General features: G+C 50.6%; 20 protein-coding genes. 19 read left to right on the top strand and 1 reads right to left on the bottom strand.

Annotation, left to right across the window (positions count from 1 at the left end; genetic code table 11):
* The first annotated feature begins 36 nt into the window (after positions 1–36).
* The 16 genes from GGC63_RS28205 to spoVM all read left to right on the top strand — a co-directional run bounded on the left by GGC63_RS28205 (position 37) and on the right by spoVM (position 15,346).
* The gene (locus GGC63_RS28205; protein WP_192705150.1) at positions 37–918 is read left to right on the top strand and encodes a YicC/YloC family endoribonuclease; all 882 of its coding nucleotides are present in this window, start codon (positions 37–39) and stop codon (positions 916–918) included.
* A gap of 162 nt (positions 919–1,080) precedes the next feature.
* Positions 1,081–1,341 carry an extracellular matrix/biofilm regulator RemA gene (gene remA, locus GGC63_RS28210; RefSeq protein WP_009672664.1) on the top strand — a complete coding sequence of 87 codons (261 nt, stop codon included), beginning with the start codon at positions 1,081–1,083 and terminating at the stop codon, positions 1,339–1,341.
* A complete protein-coding gene (gene gmk / locus GGC63_RS28215) occupies positions 1,331–1,951 on the top strand; it encodes a guanylate kinase (protein ID WP_192705151.1) in 621 nt (206 codons plus the stop codon). Before remA ends, gmk begins: the two co-directional genes overlap by 11 nt.
* Positions 1,952–1,953: 2 nt before the next feature.
* Positions 1,954–2,169 (top strand): DNA-directed RNA polymerase subunit omega, encoded by a 216-nt coding sequence (gene rpoZ, locus GGC63_RS28220; protein WP_079910336.1) that lies wholly within the window; start codon positions 1,954–1,956, stop codon positions 2,167–2,169.
* A 59-nt stretch (positions 2,170–2,228) separates the two neighbouring features.
* The gene (coaBC, locus tag GGC63_RS28225; RefSeq protein ID WP_079910335.1) at positions 2,229–3,440 is read left to right on the top strand and encodes a bifunctional phosphopantothenoylcysteine decarboxylase/phosphopantothenate--cysteine ligase CoaBC; all 1,212 of its coding nucleotides are present in this window, start codon (positions 2,229–2,231) and stop codon (positions 3,438–3,440) included.
* Positions 3,440–6,022 (top strand): primosomal protein N', encoded by a 2,583-nt coding sequence (priA, locus tag GGC63_RS28230; protein WP_192705152.1) that lies wholly within the window; start codon positions 3,440–3,442, stop codon positions 6,020–6,022. Before coaBC ends, priA begins: the two co-directional genes overlap by 1 nt.
* A gap of 98 nt (positions 6,023–6,120) precedes the next feature.
* Positions 6,121–6,597: a peptide deformylase gene (def, locus tag GGC63_RS28235; protein ID WP_079910333.1), complete on the top strand. Its 477-nt coding sequence runs from the start codon at positions 6,121–6,123 to the stop codon at positions 6,595–6,597.
* Complete coding sequence (gene fmt / locus GGC63_RS28240) at positions 6,594–7,553, top strand: methionyl-tRNA formyltransferase (RefSeq protein ID WP_192705153.1); 960 nt, start codon at positions 6,594–6,596, stop codon at positions 7,551–7,553. Before def ends, fmt begins: the two co-directional genes overlap by 4 nt.
* A gap of 20 nt (positions 7,554–7,573) precedes the next feature.
* Entirely contained in the window at positions 7,574–8,953 is a 1,380-nt protein-coding gene (gene rsmB / locus GGC63_RS28245) for a 16S rRNA (cytosine(967)-C(5))-methyltransferase RsmB (protein ID WP_318781138.1), read from the top strand.
* 65 nt (positions 8,954–9,018) lie between these two features.
* Positions 9,019–10,104, top strand: a complete 1,086-nt coding sequence (gene rlmN / locus GGC63_RS28250; protein WP_079910331.1) for a 23S rRNA (adenine(2503)-C(2))-methyltransferase RlmN — start codon at positions 9,019–9,021, stop codon at positions 10,102–10,104.
* 8 nt (positions 10,105–10,112) lie between these two features.
* Positions 10,113–10,898, top strand: coding sequence for a Stp1/IreP family PP2C-type Ser/Thr phosphatase (locus GGC63_RS28255; protein ID WP_192705253.1), 786 nt, complete (start codon positions 10,113–10,115; stop codon positions 10,896–10,898).
* 6 nt (positions 10,899–10,904) lie between these two features.
* Positions 10,905–13,139 (top strand): Stk1 family PASTA domain-containing Ser/Thr kinase, encoded by a 2,235-nt coding sequence (gene pknB / locus GGC63_RS28260; RefSeq protein ID WP_192705154.1) that lies wholly within the window; start codon positions 10,905–10,907, stop codon positions 13,137–13,139.
* On the top strand, positions 13,139–14,074 hold the full coding sequence (gene rsgA, locus GGC63_RS28265) for a ribosome small subunit-dependent GTPase A (protein ID WP_192705155.1): 936 nt from the start codon (positions 13,139–13,141) through the stop codon (positions 14,072–14,074). The genes pknB and rsgA overlap by 1 nt, the downstream gene beginning before the upstream one ends.
* A gap of 5 nt (positions 14,075–14,079) precedes the next feature.
* Positions 14,080–14,736, top strand: coding sequence for a ribulose-phosphate 3-epimerase (gene rpe / locus GGC63_RS28270; protein WP_192705156.1), 657 nt, complete (start codon positions 14,080–14,082; stop codon positions 14,734–14,736).
* 6 nt (positions 14,737–14,742) lie between these two features.
* A complete protein-coding gene (locus GGC63_RS28275) occupies positions 14,743–15,000 on the top strand; it encodes a hypothetical protein (RefSeq protein WP_079910326.1) in 258 nt (85 codons plus the stop codon).
* Positions 15,001–15,265: 265 nt separating this feature from the next.
* Positions 15,266–15,346, top strand: a complete 81-nt coding sequence (gene spoVM, locus GGC63_RS28280; RefSeq protein ID WP_079910325.1) for a stage V sporulation protein SpoVM — start codon at positions 15,266–15,268, stop codon at positions 15,344–15,346.
* 119 nt (positions 15,347–15,465) lie between these two features.
* Here the strand turns inward: spoVM and rpmB are convergent, their stop codons facing one another.
* A complete protein-coding gene (gene rpmB / locus GGC63_RS28285; protein ID WP_028550362.1) occupies positions 15,466–15,654 on the bottom strand; it encodes a 50S ribosomal protein L28 in 189 nt (62 codons plus the stop codon).
* A 232-nt stretch (positions 15,655–15,886) separates the two neighbouring features.
* Between rpmB and GGC63_RS28290 the strand changes: the two genes are divergently transcribed.
* The 3 genes from GGC63_RS28290 to GGC63_RS28300 all read left to right on the top strand — a co-directional run bounded on the left by GGC63_RS28290 (position 15,887) and on the right by GGC63_RS28300 (position 18,944).
* The gene (locus GGC63_RS28290; RefSeq protein ID WP_079910324.1) at positions 15,887–16,249 is read left to right on the top strand and encodes an Asp23/Gls24 family envelope stress response protein; all 363 of its coding nucleotides are present in this window, start codon (positions 15,887–15,889) and stop codon (positions 16,247–16,249) included.
* An 89-nt stretch (positions 16,250–16,338) separates the two neighbouring features.
* Positions 16,339–18,057, top strand: coding sequence for a DAK2 domain-containing protein (locus tag GGC63_RS28295; protein ID WP_192705254.1), 1,719 nt, complete (start codon positions 16,339–16,341; stop codon positions 18,055–18,057).
* A 35-nt stretch (positions 18,058–18,092) separates the two neighbouring features.
* On the top strand, positions 18,093–18,944 hold the full coding sequence (locus GGC63_RS28300) for a DegV family protein (RefSeq protein WP_192705157.1): 852 nt from the start codon (positions 18,093–18,095) through the stop codon (positions 18,942–18,944).

Consider the following 18,944-nt stretch of genomic DNA (forward strand, 5'->3'; position numbering starts at 1 on the left):
AAAATGAATTAATATAGAATAATGGATGTGAATGCCATGGTTCGCAGTATGACCGGATTCGGACAAGCAAATCGTTCCTTTGCGGGTTACCATGTTCAGATGGACGTGAAATCCGTCAATCACCGCTATTGTGAAGTGCAAGTCCGGATGCCCCGAGAATGGATGAAATATGAAGACCTCGTAAAGCGCGTCGTTCAGCAGGAAATCAAGCGCGGCCGCGTAGACGTATTTGTGTCGGTGGAGCGGAAGACGGATGCAGCCGGTTCCATGGAGATCAACTGGGTAGCAGCTGAGGCATATCGTTCAGCGGCCGATCAGTTGAAGGCAAAGTTCGGATTGGAAGGCTCATTGACGCTTCAAGACTACCTGCGCATACCTGAGCTGATAACGTTCCGTGAGACGGATGAAGCAGCCGAAGAGGATATGGAGCGCGAATGGACACTGTGTGTTCAAGAAGCGGTTCAGCAGCTCATCCAGATGCGTACCTTGGAGGGAGCCCATTTAGGGGAAGATACGCTGCAGCGCGTGCAGGCTCTGGAATTATACCTTGAGCAGGCGCGCCGATTATCGCCTCAGGCTGTGCAGGATTATGCTGTCAAGCTGCGTGCCCGAATTCAGGAGCTGATGCAGCAGCCTGTGATTGATGAAGTGCGGCTGGCAACGGAGGTAGCCGTGTTTGCGGACCGTGCCAATGTGGATGAAGAAATAACAAGACTGCTTAGTCATTTTCAGCAGTGCAGGCAGCTGCTAAGCTCGCCAGAGCCGATAGGTAGGAAGCTGGATTTTCTAGTTCAGGAAATGAATAGAGAAGTGAACACCATCGGCTCCAAAGCCAATCATGCCGGTCTTACCGCCATCGTAGTTGAAATGAAGGCGGAGCTGGAGAAAATGAGAGAGCAGATTCAAAATATTGAGTAACAACCACGTTTTGCGACAGCAGGCTTGGGTTATGCTTTACGATGTAGGCTTTACCTGTGGAGAAGCTCAGACGATGTTCATGAGTGCAGACATCCTTTTCAATATCATCTGCTGAGCTTACGATGTACTTCCCGTTCGGGAAAGCTCTTAGGAGGAAACAAGATGGCAATCAAACTTATTAATATCGGATTCGGTAACATCGTATCCGCTAACCGAATCATTTCCATCGTGAGTCCGGAATCCGCGCCTATCAAAAGAATTATCCAAGAAGCGCGCGACCGTCACATGCTGATTGATGCAACCTACGGCCGCCGTACGCGTGCAGTGATTATAACGGACAGCGATCATGTCATCTTGTCTGCTGTGCAGCCAGAAACGGTGGCCCATCGACTTTCTAATAAGGACGATGATCATGACGAGTAAGGAAAAGGGAATCTTAATTGTACTTTCGGGTCCATCCGGAGTAGGCAAGGGAACAGTATGCAAGGCCTTAAGACAATGCGCGCCCGAGCTGATCTATTCGGTATCCGCCACTACCCGTGAGCCACGGCAAGGGGAAGTGGACGGAGTAAACTATTTCTTTAAGACGAGAGAGCAGTTCCAGAAGCTGATCGAAGAGGACCAGATGCTGGAATGGGCGGAATACGTCGGAAATTATTATGGAACCCCAAGAAAATTCGTGGATGACACATTAAATGCCGGTAACGATATCATCCTCGAAATCGAAGTGCAGGGTGCGCTGAAGGTGAAGCAAAAGTTCCCGGAAGGCGTATTTATCTTCCTGCTGCCTCCTTCCATGGATGAGCTTGAGAACCGCATTGTCGGCCGGGGGACAGAGTCTGAGGAATCCATCCGCAACCGGATGTCGGTCGCCATGGATGAGATTCGTCTAATGGAGCATTATGATTACGCAATCGTTAACGATCGTGTGGAGAATGCCTGTTCCAGGATTCAGTCGATTATCGTATCAGAGCATTGCCGTAAAGAAAGAGTCGTTAATAAAATCAAACAATGGATGGCAGAGGTGAACTAAGCATGTTATATCCTTCAATCGATAAATTGCTGGACAAAGTAGACAGTAAATATTCGTTAGTAGTAGCGGCAGCCAAGCGGGCCAGAATGCTTCGCGACGGTTCCAAAACCGAGGTTCGCAACAAAAGATCGCATAAATTTGTCGGTCTGGCGCTGGAAGAAATTTATGAAGATCACATTTCTTACGAGAAGCTGCAAAATAAAGAATCAGTGAAGTAACCTTTACCAACAACCCTCGTGGTTGTTATTTTTTTCTCGAATATCGGGAGGTGGACCGGATGCTGAACGGTAAGACGATACTTTTAGGTGTCAGCGGAGGCATCGCCGCTTATAAAGCGGCTGCTATCTGCAGCAAGCTGAAGCAGGCAGGTGCGGATGTCAGAGTGATCATGACGGAATCGGCGACTCGCTTTATTGCGCCGCTGACCTTTCAAACGCTATCCCGGCATGATGTGATTGTGGATACGTTCGACGAGAAGGATGCATCGGTTGTTTCGCATATCGATTTGGCCGATCGCGCCGATTTGGTTGTTGTTGCGCCTGCAACGGCGAATATCATCGCCAAGATGGCTCAAGGTCTGGCAGATGACATGCTCAGTACAACACTGCTTGCAACGACGGCTCCGATCTTTGTTGCTCCGGCAATGAATGTACATATGTATGGCCATCCGGCCGTCCAGGCCAATATGCGAACGTTAGCCGATCGCGGGGTACGGTTTATTGAGCCGGGAACTGGACAGCTGGCTTGCGGCTATGTCGGCAAAGGCAGGCTGGAGGAGCCGGAACAAATCGTTGCGGCTATCGAGCGTTTTTTTGCGGATCGTAAGCTGCTGCAAGGAAAGAAGCTGCTTGTTACGGCAGGGGGAACCGTCGAACGGATTGACCCGGTACGTTACTTGACCAACGATTCCTCAGGGAAAATGGGCTTTGCCATTGCGGAAGCGGCCCGGAGTATGGGAGCGGATGTCACTTTGGTAGTCGGTAAGGCGTCGGCTGCGCTTCCTGAAGGAATTCGCACCGTGCGCATAGAGTCTGCCCAAGACATGCTGGAAGCGGTTGTGTCCAGAATGCCGGATACGGATATTCTTATTAAGGCTGCGGCTGTAGCCGATTATCGTCCTGCGGAGCAGGCGAAGCAGAAGATCAAGAAACAGGACGAGGAAATGACACTGAAGCTCGTGAAAAATCCGGATATTTTGCAGACAATCGGCAGTCTTAAGACGCATCAGTATATCGTTGGCTTCGCCGCGGAAACGGAACGCATTGACGAGCATGCTATCGATAAGCTGAAACGCAAAAACTGCGATTTGCTCGTCGCTAACGACGTGACTCAAGAAGGGGCTGGATTCGGCACGGACACGAATGTGGTTCGAATTTACGATAATAACGGACTGGTCGAGGCTCTTCCGGTCATGAGCAAGCTTGAAGTAGCCAGGAATCTGCTAGTCCATGTGGCGGAACGGATCAAGAAGGGAGATAAGGCGAACTGATGTACGCAAAAGTCATAGTGGACGTCCCGGCCAAGCAAACTAACCGCGCTTTCGATTATTTTGTTCCCGAAGCCATGCGGGAGTGGGTGGCTGTCGGAAGCCGGGTCGGCGTCCCGTTTGGCCCGCGCAAGCTGCAAGGGTTCGTCGTCGAGCTGCATCAACGATCGGATATTGATCCCGGTAAAGTAAAGCCTATTGAAGAGGTTATGGATCTGTATCCCCCATTAACTCCGGATTTGGTTGCGCTGGCACATTGGATTAGCCAGACTTATCTGTGCAACGAAATCACTGCCTTGCAAGCAATGATTCCCGGCGCTTTAAAGGCCAAATATGAACGGCATGTGGCTGCGGCAGACACTTCAGTGATCCTGCCAAACGGTCAGCATGTTCTGCTTCTTCCGGTGCAGCAAGAGATTATCCGGTTTGTACGCGAAAAAGGTTCAGTAGAAATGGGAGCTCTTTTTCAAAAATTCAGCTCCTCCGGGGCTGAGATCAAGCAATTGATCGAAGAAGGGCTTCTGATTGAAATGCAAATGATCAAAGACCGGATGGCAGCCAAAAAAGTGCTGACAGTGTTTCCGCCGGATGAGCCCGAACGGCTGCTGGAATGGGAAAGGGAGCTGCCGGCAAGAGCGGGCAAGCAAAAGGAAGTGCTGCTGTATTTGGCGGAGCACCCTTACCCGATCAAGCTAACGGAGCTATTGAATGAGCTCGGAATCAGCGCAAGTACGGTGAAGAGCCTGGCGGATAAGGGATGGCTTACCATTAAAGAGGTCGAAGTATTCCGCGATCCCTATGCACAGAGAAAATTCAACAGAACGGAGCCGCTGCCTTTAATGCCCGAACAGCAGCAGGTGTTCGGCAAAATCGCTCAGGCGGTCACAAACCGTGAGCATAGAGTGTTTCTGCTTCACGGGGTTACCGGCAGCGGAAAAACGGAAGTGTATTTGCAATCGATTCAAACCTGCCTCGATCAAGGGCGGGAAGCGATCGTTCTCGTTCCGGAAATCTCGCTGACGCCCCAAATGGTGGAACGGTTCAAAGGCCGTTTCGGCGATCTTGTAGCAGTGCTGCACAGCCGTTTGTCTCATGGAGAGCGTTATGATGAGTGGCGCAAAATCATGCTTAAACAGGTACGCGTCGTCATCGGGGCGAGATCGGCGATCTTTGCTCCTTTTACCCAAATCGGCCTGATTATTATTGATGAAGAGCACGAATCTTCGTACAAGCAGGAGGAAAGCCCTAAATATCATGCCAGGGATGTAGCTGTCGCCCGAGCTTCACAGCACGATGCGGCAGTTGTCCTGGGTTCGGCTACTCCATCCCTTGAAAGCATGTATGGAACGCTGCCTGTATCGGCACCGGCGGTCCGTCAGCAAGCAGAAACGGTAGAGGTTCAAAGTCTGCCGCTTTTTGATGATGCGGAAAGTGCTTCGGATACGCCTGCCGTACAGCGTGTAAAAAAAGATCGCGTTCGTTTTGAACTGCTGACGATGCATAATCGGGTTGAAGGAAGGCCTCTTCCCAAAGTGCAGATTATTGACATGAGGGAGGAGCTCCGAAACGGCAATCGCTCCATGTTTAGCCGCGGCTTGTATAAAGCGATTGAAGAACGGTTACACAAGAAAGAACAGATTGTTTTGCTGTTGAACCGCCGGGGCTACTCCACATTCGTGATGTGCCGCACCTGCGGATATGTGGCTCAATGCCCGCATTGCGATATTTCTTTGACTTACCATCAGAGCTCGCGTGCGATCCGCTGTCATTACTGCGGGTATGCCGAGCGCGAGTTGACGGTTTGTCCGTCCTGCAGCAGCGAGCATATCCGGCATTTCGGTACGGGAACTCAACGCGTAGAGGAAGAACTCAGTAAACTGTTTCCGGGCATCCGGGTCATTCGCATGGATGTCGATACGACAACGGAGAAGGGCTCCCATGAAAAGTGGCTGACCATGTTCCGCAACCGGCAGGCGGATGTCCTGCTTGGAACCCAGATGGTAGCTAAGGGGCTCGATTTTCCTCATGTCACTCTGGTTGGGGCTTTGGCTGCGGATACGGTATTGAATTTGCCGGATTTCCGGGCGGCGGAGCGTACGTTCCAGCTGCTGACGCAGGTGGCGGGAAGAGCGGGCAGGCATGAGCTTCCCGGAGAGGTGTTCGTTCAGACCTATGCCCCTGAGCATTACAGCATTATCAGTGCCAGCAGGCATGATTATGCCAGCTTTATGGAGAGGGAAATGACGCTTCGCAAGCTGCATGAGTATCCTCCGTTTCACAGGCTGATACTGATCACGATGAGCCATGAACAGATCCCGTTACTGATGAGGACGGCGGAAGCTTTGGCTGGCCGGCTGAAGGAGCTTGCCAAGGAGCTGCACCCGCTTCCGGTTGAAATATTGGGCCCGGTCGCATCGCCCATTGCCCGAATCAAAGATAGATATCGATTTCAATGCATGATAAAATATCGTGGAGAAGCTACCATATCCGGACTTGTACGGCGTGCGGTATCCGCATTCGAGGATATGGAGAAGCAGCACAAGCTTACCATTAGCGTGGATGTGGACCCGCAAGTATTGATGTGATATTCGTTCTTATCCCATACCATAGATTCAACAGATTCAACATGTGCATGTGATGACGTACTTTATCATCACCCTTACTTAAGAAAGGTGTGTTCATAATGGCAATTCGTATTATTGTAAAAGATCCTGACCCGGTGCTTCGTGAGATCAGCAAGCCGGTGACCAAGATCAACGCTAACATTCATAAGCTGCTTAACGATATGGCCGATACGATGTACGACGCGGAAGGCGTTGGCCTGGCGGCACCGCAAATCGGCATATTGAAACGTGTAATCGTAATGGACGTCGGCGATGAGCATGGGCTGATCGAGCTTATTAACCCTGAAGTGATCGAGAAGGAAGGGGAGCAATTCGGTCCGGAGGGGTGCTTGAGTATTCCAGGGAAGACCGGCGATGTGCGCCGGGCTCAACGAGTGAAAGTAAAAGGACTAGACCGTGACGGCAATGAGATTGTTATTGAAGGGACGGATTTATTGGCCCGCTGCATCCTTCATGAGGTTGACCATTTGAACGGCGTTCTTTATACCGACCTTGCGGAAGCAATGTACCGCAATGAGCATGGTGGTGAATCATGAGAGTAGTCTTTATGGGGACGCCGGAATTTGCCGTACCGTCTCTTCAAGCCCTGTTAGATAACGGAATTAACGTTGTCGGCGTTGTGACCCAACCGGATCGTCCGGTTGGGCGCAAGCGTATTTTGACGCCTACGCCCGTCAAGGTTGAAGCGCTGAAGCATGGCATCCCTGTCCTGCAGCCCGAAAGATTAAGACGGCCCGAATCCGTCGAGGAGCTGAAGCAGCTGCAGCCCGACCTTATCGTAACGGCGGCCTATGGTCAAATCCTGCCTAAATCGGTGTTGGAGCTTCCAAAGCACGGCTGCATTAATATCCATGCTTCCCTGCTGCCTAAATACCGCGGAGGTGCGCCTATTCACCACGCTATCATGAATGGGGATGAGGTAACAGGAGTGACCATCATGTATATGGCTGAAGGCTTGGATACCGGCGATATGATCAGCAAGGTCGAGGTCCGCATTGAGGATATGGATACGCAAGGCTCGATGTTTGAAAAGCTAAGCATTGCTGGGGCAAAGCTGCTGACCGAGACATTGCCTGATCTGATAGCGGGCCGAATCCAGGCGGTGCCGCAGAACGATTCAGAAGCGATCTACTCACCTAATATAACAAGGGAGCAGGAGCTGATTGATTGGCATCAGCCTGCTTTGGCTATTTGGAATCAGGTTAGAGGGCTGAATCCTCGCCCAGGCGCCTATACGTTGTGGAACGGGGAAGTGTTGAAGATCTGGAGCTGCCGCAAGCCGGAGGCAGGACAAGCATCGCCCCGTACGGACAACAGCCAGCCCGGCACAGTAGTAAGCATGGGCGAAGAAGGGATCGTTGTGGTCACCGGCAGCGGAACCATCACGATTACCGAGCTGCAGCCTGCGGGTAAAAAAGCAATGGATGCGGCCCAGTGGATACGCGGCGGACAGCTGGCCTTGGGAACCGTATTAGGCATTGCAGCGCAATAAAAGCAGGAGGATAACGCATAGTGAATAAAAGCAACGGGGCTAGCAAGAAAGCCGGCAACGGCAGTCGGCCGCAGCATGGAGGAAAATCGGCAGCAAAGACTGGTACAGCAAGAGAAGCTGCGTTAGACGTGCTCGTGCGTACAGAGCAGGACCGCTCGTACAGCAACCTGCTGCTTCATCAGACGCTGCAAAAATACGGATTGGACAGAGCCGATGCAGGCCTGGCAACGGAGATTGTCTACGGGACTCTTCAACGCTTGAATACGATCGACTATTTTCTGGAGCGTTTTGTTGCCAAAGGCATGGCCAAGCTGCAGCCATGGGTAAGAAGCTTGCTAAGAATGAGCTTTTACCAAATGATGTATCTGGATCGAATCCCTGACCATGCCGTAGTTAATGAAGCAGTCAATCTTGCGAAGAAGAAGGGGCACCAGGGCATTTCCGGCATGGTGAACGGCGTGCTGCGCAACGTGATCCGGCAGAAGGATACGCTCACGATCCCGGATAAGCTGCCGCCAGTAGAACGGATCTCGCTGAAGCATTCCCATCCTGAATGGATGGTCATGCGGTGGATTCGTCAGCTGGGAGAGGAGCGTACGGAGCGAATTTGCGAGGCAAACAATATCCCTCCCCGGGTCAGTCTTAGAGCCAATACCGCCAAGCTGAGCCGTGACGAATTGGTAGAGCGGCTGCGTGAAGCGGGCTATGAGGCGGAGCCATCCGAATTAGCACCTGCGGGAGTTGTGGTAAAAGGCGGCGGGAATATGGCCCTAACGCCTTGGTTCGCGGAAGGGCTTTTCTCCATACAGGACGAAAGCTCGATGCTCGTAGCGGAAGCCGTCGATCCGAAACCCGGGGACAAGGTGCTTGATTGCTGCGCCGCGCCAGGCGGAAAGACGATGCACATAGCAGAGAAAATGGACGATCAGGGAGAAGTATGGGCGTGCGATATTCATGAGCACAAGGAAAAACTGATCCGCGAGCAAGCGGAGCGGCTGGGGCTTCAATCGGTCCGAACCCTTACCTCCGATGCCCGTAAGCTTAAGGAACGATTTGCGCCTGGCAGCTTTGACCGGATTCTGCTAGATGCGCCTTGCTCAGGTCTCGGAGTGATCCGCCGCAAGCCTGATATGAAGTGGGTGAAGCAGGAGCAAGAGCTCGGCCCCATCTGCAATATCCAGCATGAGCTGTTATCGGAGGTACATTCGCTTTTGAAACCCGGCGGAGTGCTTGTTTACAGTACCTGCACTATTGAGCACAATGAAAATGAAGGCATGATGCGCCGGTTTTTGCAGGAGCATCCTGAATTTGAACTGACGGAAGGCGGCATGCGGCAAATTTATCCCGATGAGCATCAATCGGACGGTTTCTTCATTGCCGCCATGCGAAAACGAGCGTAGCATCGAGAACTATGGTAAAATCAAACGTATGCATTGATTAATTGACAAACAGGTTGTGATAAACTTTGGAATCGACAAATAAACAAGAGCAGCAGTTGAACAGCAAACCTTACGTCTACGACTTGTCATTGGAAGAATGGCAGGAGTGGGTGAAGGCTAATGGAGAGGCTGCTTTTCGCGCAGGGCAAATCTTCGATTGGCTCTATGTGAAAAGAGTATCAAGCTTCGAAGAAATGACGAATTTGTCCAAAACGCTGCGAGATAAGCTTACCCAACAATTTGATTTCGTTACCCTGACGGAAGTGGCTAAATACCAGTCGAAGGACGGTACGGTCAAGTTTTTGTTCGAACTGACGGATAAAAACGCCATCGAGACCGTTATTATGAAGCATAGCTATGGCAACAGCGTGTGCGTAACCACTCAGGTCGGCTGCAGAGTTGGCTGTACCTTCTGTGCATCGACCTTAACGGGGCTCAAACGCAATCTGGCACCCGGGGAGATTATCGCCCAGGTGGTAAAAGCCCAGCAGCTGCTTGATGCCACTGGGGAGCGGGTAAGCAGCATCGTTATCATGGGGATCGGCGAGCCGTTTGAAAACTATGATGCGATGATGAAGTTTTTGCAGGTGATGATTCATCCCAAAGGGCTGAATATCGGGCAACGGCATATCACTGTATCCACAAGCGGGATCGTACCGAACATTTACCGCTTTGCCGACGAACAGACGCAAATCAATCTTGCGATATCGATTCATGCGCCGAACGATAAGCTCCGTTCCAAGCTGATGCCGGTCAACCGCAGATTTCCTTTCGCTGACCTTATTGAAGCCTGTAAATATTACGTTGCCAAAACCGGCCGGCGCATTACGTTCGAGTACGCGCTTATGGGCGGAGTTAACGATCGTCCGGAGCATGCGGAGGAACTGGCTGAGGTACTTAAGCAGTTTCCTATGGCCCATGTCAATCTGATCCCTGTCAATTTCGTGTCGGAGCGGGATTATGTGCGGACGCCTAGGGACGATATCTTTACGTTCCAGCGTATACTAGAACGTAACAAAATTAACGCAACCATACGCCGGGAACAAGGAAGCGATATCGCTGCGGCATGCGGACAGCTGCGTGCCAAGCATATGGAGTCAGGTGCGAGGTGAGGAGAACCATGGTGAAAACGGCCAATCAAACGGATGTAGGGCGCGTCCGTATGGTCAACGAAGACCGTGCGATTGTTCAGGAAAATTTGAATGGTTTCGTTTTGGCTATCGTGGCCGACGGAATGGGCGGACATCAAGCGGGGGATGTCGCCAGTCAAATGGCTGTGGATATTATTCAGAGTGAATTGCAAAGCATTGCCCGTGATGCAACTATCGAGCAGCGGCGGGAGCTGGTAAAGCAAGCCGTGGAGCTTGCGAACCGGCAAATTTTTGATGTTGCCTCTGAGCGTGAAAACTACTATGGCATGGGAACGACTGTAGTTACCGTGTTGGCTGACACGCAGTCGGTCGTTATCGGACATATCGGAGACAGCAGAGCCTACCGGATCAGCGGCGGTGCGATAGAGCAATTGACGGAAGACCATTCTCTAGTCAACGAGCTGGTTAAGAACGGACAAATTACCCGTGAAGAGGCTACTCATCATCCCCGCCGGAATGTTCTGACTAGAGCTCTTGGTACAGAAGCAACAATTGAAGTGGATATCCAGGATTTCCAGTGGCAAACCGGAGATGTACTGCTGATCTGCAGCGACGGATTAAGTTCTCTGGTTAGCAGTGAACAGCTCCTGAGACTGGTCAATGGGGAAGAAGAAATTCTGGAGGATAAAGCTCAAAAGCTTGTCAATGAGGCGTTGGAGGCAGGTGGCGACGACAACATTACCGTGGTGTTGGTCAGTAATGCCGCTGATTCGTTATCGGGAGAAGCGGAACATTTTGACGGTGAAACGGGGTGATGGTGAATGATAGGTAAGCAGCTGGGAGGCCGTTACGAAATTATCGAGCGTGTCGGCGGCGGCGGAATGGCTATAGTTTATAAAGGACTTGATATCTTATTACATCGGCACGTCGCCGTGAAAGTACTGCGCCAACAGTATGTACACGACGAGGAATTCATCCAGCGCTTCCGCAGGGAAGCACAGGCGGCGGCTTCGTTGTCTCACTCTAATGTGGTCAGTATCTACGATGTAGGTCAAGAGGAAGACATTCACTATATTGTGATGGAATACATCGAAGGCACGACATTGAATGAGCTGATCAAAGAAAAAGCGCCCCTGCAAGTGGAAGAAGCGGTCCATATCGCCAGCCAAATATGCGACGCTCTCGATCATGCCCATCACAATCAAATCATTCATCGCGATATTAAGCCTCATAATATTTTGTTAGGCAAAAACGGCAGGGTCAAAGTAACTGATTTCGGCATTGCCCGCGCCGTGACCTCTTCCACGATTACTCAAACCGGTTCCGTCGTCGGTTCTGTCCATTATTTCTCGCCTGAGCACGCCAAGGGCACCTTTACGGGGGAGCAATCCGATTTGTACTCGCTCGGTATCGTGATGTATCAGATGTTGACCGGCCGTCTCCCCTTTCTGGGAGAAAGCCCAATAAGCGTAGCATTGAAGCATTTGCAGGAGGAAGTAGAAGATCCCCGCAAGGTCAATCCGCTCATTCCGCAAAGTGTGGAGAACATCATATTAAAGGCGATGCGCAAAAATCCGTCCGAGCGTTATCGGTCCGCCAAACAAATGCTCGATGATTTGGATAGCTGCCTTTTGCCTCATCGGCGAAATGAAGCCAAGATTAATTTCCAGGATGAGGACGAGCTGGATGAGGAAAAAACCCGGATTATTCCCGCTATTCGTCCAGGTCAATACTTGGCCGAAACGGATGATGACGAGGAAGAGCAAGTTAAGCCGGCAGAACCGGCAGCTAACAGCGTCAAGAAGAAAAAAAGCTGGGTAAAACCGTTGATTTGGATCGTTGTTCTTTTGCTTGTGCTAGGCGCTATGTGGTATGCGGTTGGAGCAGTTAAGACCAAATTTACCGTACAGGATGTGGACGTGCCTTACGTTGTGAATTTACCGGTAGCGGAAGCGCAGGCCAAAATAACTGCCGCCCAATTGGAGGCTGTGGTAGTGCAAGAAAACTCGAAGGAAGTTGCCAAGGATATCGTGATACGGCAAAATCCATCGAGCCAAAAGCTGAAGGTGCACAGCAAGGTAACGCTGACGGTGAGCAAGGGAATCGAGAAGCAGAAGATGCCGAATGTCGTTGGGGCCAAGCTGTCGGACGCCAAAACGGCTATTATGGCACTGGGCATTACGGATGACAGAATCAAGACAGAGCAAGCGTTTATCGATAGGGAACCGGGCACGGTTATTAAGCAAACCCCTGGCCAGGATGAAGAGATCGATCCGGTTACCGGGACTGTTAGCCTGGTTATAAGTAAAGGACGAGAGAGCATCTCCATGCCTGATCTGGTCGGTTTGACGGAAGCGGAAGCCAAATCGAAGCTTGCCGTTAACAATCTTAAGCTGGCGGCGGATGGGATTACCTATGAAACCAGCTATAAGCAGCCGAAGGGGAAAGTCATTACGCAGTTCCCTTATAAGTATAAAGATGAGGTTCCGCCTGGCACGGATATTAAGCTAATTATCAGTTCGGGCTATCCGGAGGAAGCAGGGCCTATGACGGTAACGGTGCCGGTCAAGCCTGCGAAGGAGGGCAAAGCATCGACCATTAAATTATTGTTGAGCGATGCAGCGTACGATAACTTCGACTATAAGACGTTGACGAATGTGACGAAGGCAACCACAGCCGATGTCAATCTCGTCTTGGCTCCGGACAAGGATGCAACAATTAAGATCAAACAGGATAACGAAATATCTGAAATAATTACGGTGACTTATAAAGATTATCTTGCTTGGAAGAGCGGTATGCCGTTTAGCCCGGTTCCATCCGGGGGACAAGGAAGCACCCCGCCAAGCAATTCGCCTGCACCGACTCCTACGCAAAGTCCGGGGGCAACCCCGACACCTACGCCGACGCCTCCTGCCAAGACTAATGGAGCCGGCGGTACAGGTAATGGCGCCGGCGCGGCACAGGGAGCAAGCACCACCGGCAATGGCGGCGCAGGCACAGCTACCCCTGCTGGTGCGCAGCCTAGTAATCCAAACAACACAGGAGGCAAAAATTAATGCCAGCCGGATTAATCGTAAAAGCGCTCAGCGGATACTATTACGTACTATCGGAAGATGATGAGCTAATGACCTCTATCCAATGCAGGGCCCGCGGCATATTTAAAAAACGCGGGGTCTCCCCTTTGGTCGGAGACAGAGTGCTTTATGAGCTGACGGAAAACGGCGAAGGGACGGTTACCGAAATTTTGCCGCGTACCTCGGAGCTGGTAAGGCCTCCTGTCGCCAATGTAGAGCTCGTTGTACTAGTATTCGCTGTAACGGAGCCCGCACTGAATTTACAGCTGCTGGACAAATTTCTCGTACACACGGAGAGCGCCGGATTGGAGACGATCATATGCTTGACGAAGCATGACCTCGTATCGGACGACAAAGACCCGGAGGCAGCGTCTCAAGCCCTTGGAGAAGGGGCTCAAGGCATTATGGACATCGTCAGGTTATATGAATCGATCGGCTATCAGACGGTCGTTACCAGTGCTAAGCGTGGTATCGGAATAGAGCCGGTTTTGGAGCAGCTGGCAGGGCGGATCAGCGTGTTTGCCGGGCAATCAGGTGTAGGGAAATCGTCGCTGCTCAATGCGATGGTTCCCGGCCTTCAATTGGAGACCAACCAGATTAGCATGAAGCTGGGCAGGGGGAAGCACACGACACGGCATGTGGAGCTCATCCGTCTTACGAACGGCGGCTTAGTTGCGGATACCCCCGGCTTTAGCCAGCTTGATTTTTTGCAAATCGAAGAAGCGGAGCAGCTGAGCTCCTGCTTTAGAGAATTCAGGGATCACGCGGCCGGGTGTAAATTCCGCGGCTGTCTCCATCTTCACGAGCCAGACTGCAAAGTGTTGGAGGCAAAGGAGAATGGGGACATTTCCGAGTCCCGCTACGAGCATTACCTGCAATTTTTAACGGATATCAAAGAGAGAAAAAGGAGGTACTGATTCCTATGCTGAACATTGCGCCATCTATTTTATCTGCTGATTTTTCCAAATTGGGAGAAGAAATCGCCGATGTGGAAAAAGGGGGGGCAGATTGGATTCATGTAGATGTAATGGACGGTCATTTCGTGCCCAATATTACGATCGGACCTCTTGTAGTAGAGTCGATTCGACCACGGACGAAGCTTCCGTTGGACGTACATTTAATGATAGAAAATCCGGATGCCTATATTCCGTCGTTCGCCAAGGCGGGGGCAGATCTGATTTCCGTACACGTGGAAGCGTGCCGCCACCTGCACCGCACCTTGCATTTTATTAAGGAGCAGCAGGTAAAAGCGGGAGTTGTTCTAAACCCTGCCACACCGCTGTCCTCCATCGAGCATGTAATGGATGAACATTTGGATTTGGTACTCATTATGACGGTCAATCCCGGCTTCGGAGGACAGCAGTTCATTCCCGCAATGCTCCCGAAAATCGCCAAGCTTCGTGAAATGCTGAATGCAAGAGGGTTAGGACATGTGGACATTGAAGTGGACGGGGGCATTAATGCAGAAACCGCACGTCAGGTGGTAGCCGCGGGAGCAAATGTTCTGGTAGCAGGCAGTGCCGTATTTAACCGCAGCGACCGTGCGGAGGCGATTCGCCAGATTCGAAGCGGGGTGTAAAAGCGGGTGAGATTTTTAACGGTATTGGGTTACAGCATTCTTTGCGCGCTGCTGCTTTGCTTATTTTCTCAGATCAACGATTTGTTAAAATATATTTTCTCGCTTGGAGCGTTAATCACCGGTGTGCAATTTTTTAAAAGGCACGAGGAGCGCGGAATGAGAATCGCGTTCGTTGTGTCCACGATCGTTTTCTATTTTCTCTTTGCTGTCATATATGCGTTATATGTAGCTGTTAAGACAGGCCAGGTGCCCGCAGCGCCTTAATGGGTAGAATACATAAATCGGATGTCCCGGTAGAGTCATATTCCGGAGAATCATCGCATAACATGGTTACAAAAGTTTAGGCTTTTGTAGCCTTTTTTTGTTCTTGCGGATCGGAATGGGATAGGCACGTTTTGCAAAGCTGCGGAATAGAATGAAGTATAATGACTTGGCTTTGTTCCGTTGACTGACTTGTACCGAAGCAGTTGTGAACACCGCTTGATTTCAAGCAGAAGCTTTGCTAGTGAAAACCGGAGGAGGGGTAGAAATGAAGTTTTACACAATCAAGCTACCGAAACTTATAGGCGGATTTGTTAAAGCTGTACTAAATACATTCAGTAAAAATTAAACCGCGGCATGAGCGTTACTAAAGCAGCCAAGAGGAATGGAATGGTGCTTGCGCCAGCGGCAATCAAACTAAAAAAAGCACCTGCGGCCAGGTGCTTTTTGTCTATCTGATGGTAAGAACTAGACACGAGTAACTTTTCCGGATTTCAAAGCTTTCGTGCTTACATAAACGCGCTTCGGTTTACCGTCCACCAGAATGCGAACTTTCTGAACGTTAACACCCCAAGTGCGCTTTGATTTGTTATTAGCGTGGGACACGTGGTTACCAGTACCTGGTCCTTTGCCAGTAATGAAACATTTGCGGGACATGAAATACACCTCCTTAACAGCCTTGATGACGAACTACTTGTCTTCAAAAGCATTCTCCGTAAGAAAAACCTGTTAAAAAACACACTCAAATATCATATCACAATGGAATAAAAGCCGTCAACGCCGCGACGATGTTTTTAAGGGAGATTGTCCAAATTTTATTTATTTCTTTCGTTTGATATAGTAAAATGAGTTGTAGTCCATTCTAATCTATATCAAAGGAGCTGTAAAAATGGCTATCGAACTGGCTGCTGAATATGGCAAAGTATATATTACCGAAGAAGTTATTGCTGTACTCGCGGGTTCAGCTGCCCTGGATTGTTATGGACTTGTAGGAATGGCTTCCCGCAATCAATTGAAAGACGGTATTGCGGAGCTGCTTCGCCGCGATAATTTAAGCAGAGGTGTCGAGGTTCGCAAAGACGCTGAGGGAGCGCTATCCATTGATCTATATATTGTCGTAAGCTACGGTACTAAAATATCGGTTGTGGCCCACAATGTGCAGACAAAGGTAAAGTACGTATTAAATGAAATTGTGGGGCTTCAAGTGGAGTCGGTGAACATTTATGTTCAGGGCGTTCGCGTGGCTCAGTAATGCCAAGAGGGCTGCGGTACTGCACGAAGCAGACCGCCGTTCGACTTCGCAGGGAGGGGAATGTTTTTTTGAGTAAGCGCTTAAATGTAATGGACGGGAACGACTTTATCCGTATGGTCGAGAGTGGTGCCCGGCAGCTAAGAGAAAATGAGAGCAACGTCAACGCACTCAATGTTTTTCCTGTTCCGGATGGAGACACGGGAACCAATATGAACTTAACTTTAACCTCAGGTGTAGAGGAGCTTCGCAGACGTCCTTCGAAGCATGTAGGCAAAGCGGCGGACGCATTAGCTAAGGGCCTCTTGATGGGAGCCAGGGGAAATTCCGGCGTCATTTTATCCCAATTGTTCAGAGGTTTCTCCAAGGCTGTGTCCGATATGGAGACTATCGATGCCGAACGCTTCGCGGCCGCATTGCAAAACGGCGTGGATATGGCTTATAAAGCCGTAGTGAAGCCTGTAGAGGGAACGATCCTCACGGTCTCGAAGGAAGCTGCCAGACAAGGTATAGCTTCCGCTAAGCGCACCACGGACTTATCGGCTCTGATGAAAGAGGTTTGGAAAAAAGGGAACGAGGCGCTATCCCGTACACCGGACATGCTGCCTGTACTAAAACAGGTAGGCGTCGTGGATGCCGGCGGGCAAGGGCTGATGTTTATATACGAGGGTTTTGTACAAGCGCTTGAGCAGTTGGCTGGAGGAGTGGCGATTCCAGAAATCCCGGTTCAACCCGCTCAGGCCAGAACAGAGGTTACAAAAAGCTTGACTTCTTCGGAAGCTTCAGCCATGCATCCGGTCCAAGCTCAGCTGGCGACCGAGGATATCGAGTTCGGATATTGCACGGAATTTATCGTGACATTGGACAGCCGCAAGCTTGCAGAGAATGCTTTTAACGAAGCAAGGTTCCGGGAGCGGCTCTCCGCGTTCGGCGATTCTCTGCTTGTAGTAGCGGACGATAACTTGGTCAAGGTACACATCCATGCCGAATATCCGGGCCATGTGATGAATTACGCTATGCAGTACGGTGATTTGAGCCGAATCAAGATTGAAAATATGCGTGATCAGCATTCCCACATCATCCATACAGAAGCGGACTCCGACGTTGCTCAAGCGGCGCCCAGGCCGAAAAGCGACAGCAGCAGGAAACTTAAACGCTATGGATTTGTTGCTGTATCCGCTGGACAGGGGATTTCCGATATTTTTACCAGCCTCGGCGTGGATCGGGTCCTTATGGGCGGGCAAACCATGAATCCAAGTACCGAGGATATTGTTAAAGCGGTGCAAGAGGTCAACGCTCAGACCGTCTTCGTTCTTCCGAACAATTCCAACATTATCTTGGCTGCACAGCAAGCCGTGGAGCTCGTTGAAGGGATCCAGACTGTGGTCATTCCGACGAAGACCATTCCTCAGGGGATTGCCGCTGTTATTGCGTATCAGGACAGCATGGCTCCCGAGGAAAATACGGATCTGATGCAGCAGGCGATCCAGCAGGTTCAATCCGGGCTGGTCACTTATGCGGTTCGGGATACGCAGATAGACGAAATGAATATTAAGCAAGGCGATTATATCGGTATCCGGAACAACCATATTGTCGTGTCTGATTCGGATTTGCTCAGCTCCTGCCAAAAGCTGCTGGATAGTCTGCTGCAGAATGGAGCAGAAATTGTAACGGTTTATACCGGGGAAGAGGCCGACGAAGAGCAGACGGAGCATCTGGTGAAATATTTGGAAGAGCATTACAGCGATGTGGAGGTTGAAGTTCATTACGGCGGTCAGCCGCTGTACTATTATATTATTTCCACAGAGTAAGCAACTACGATTATTGAGTATTTGAGGTGAACTGATTGAGCCAGGTTCGAGTTGTCACGGACAGCACGGCCGATATTCCGGCGGATTTACGCAAAGCTTTGAACATAGAAATGGTTCCGTTAAAGGTTCATTTTGGTACGGAAACCTACAGAGATTCAGTGGATATAGGCTCCGAGGCTTTTTTCGAAAAGCTGGCTGCCTATTCATCGCTGCCTACGACCTCACAGCCATCCCCAGTGGAGTTTGTAGAGACCTACAAGCGTGTGGCGGCCGAATCGGGCGGCCCGATTATTTCTATTCATCTTTCCTCTCATATGAGCGGTACGTATCAGTCGGCGCTGCTGGCAAAATCCATGCTGGAGGATGAGATCGATGTCACCATTGTCGATTCCCTGACGGCTTCTTATGGAATCGGGATGCTGGCTGTGATCGCGGCCGAGGCGGCTAGAGACGGGAAGAGCAAGGAAGAAATCGTGAGCATGATCGCTCGGATCCGCAAGGAGCAGAACATTTACTTTTTAGTAGATACGCTCGAGTATTTGCAGAAAGGCGGGCGGATCGGAAGAGCCGCTGCCTTGTTTGGGTCCCTCTTGAATATTAAGCCGATCTTATCCATATCGGATGAAGGTGAAGTCTACTCGGTAGATAAAGTGAGGGGACAAAAAAAGGCGATGGCGCGGATTATGGAGCTGATCAAATCGGATTATGGCGATAAACCTCTTCATGTCACGATCGCCCACGCCAATAATATTCCTTATGCTGAGGAGATGAGCGCGTTGATCAAAGAGCAATTTAGGATTGAAAGCCTGAACTATACGGTTATCGGGCCAGTCATCGGAACGCATGCCGGTCCCGGAGCCATAGCTGCGTTCGTCAGACCGGCATAG

The organism is Paenibacillus sp. OAS669, assembly GCF_014873645.1.
GTDB classification, from domain to species: domain Bacteria; phylum Bacillota; class Bacilli; order Paenibacillales; family NBRC-103111; genus Paenibacillus_S; species Paenibacillus_S vulneris.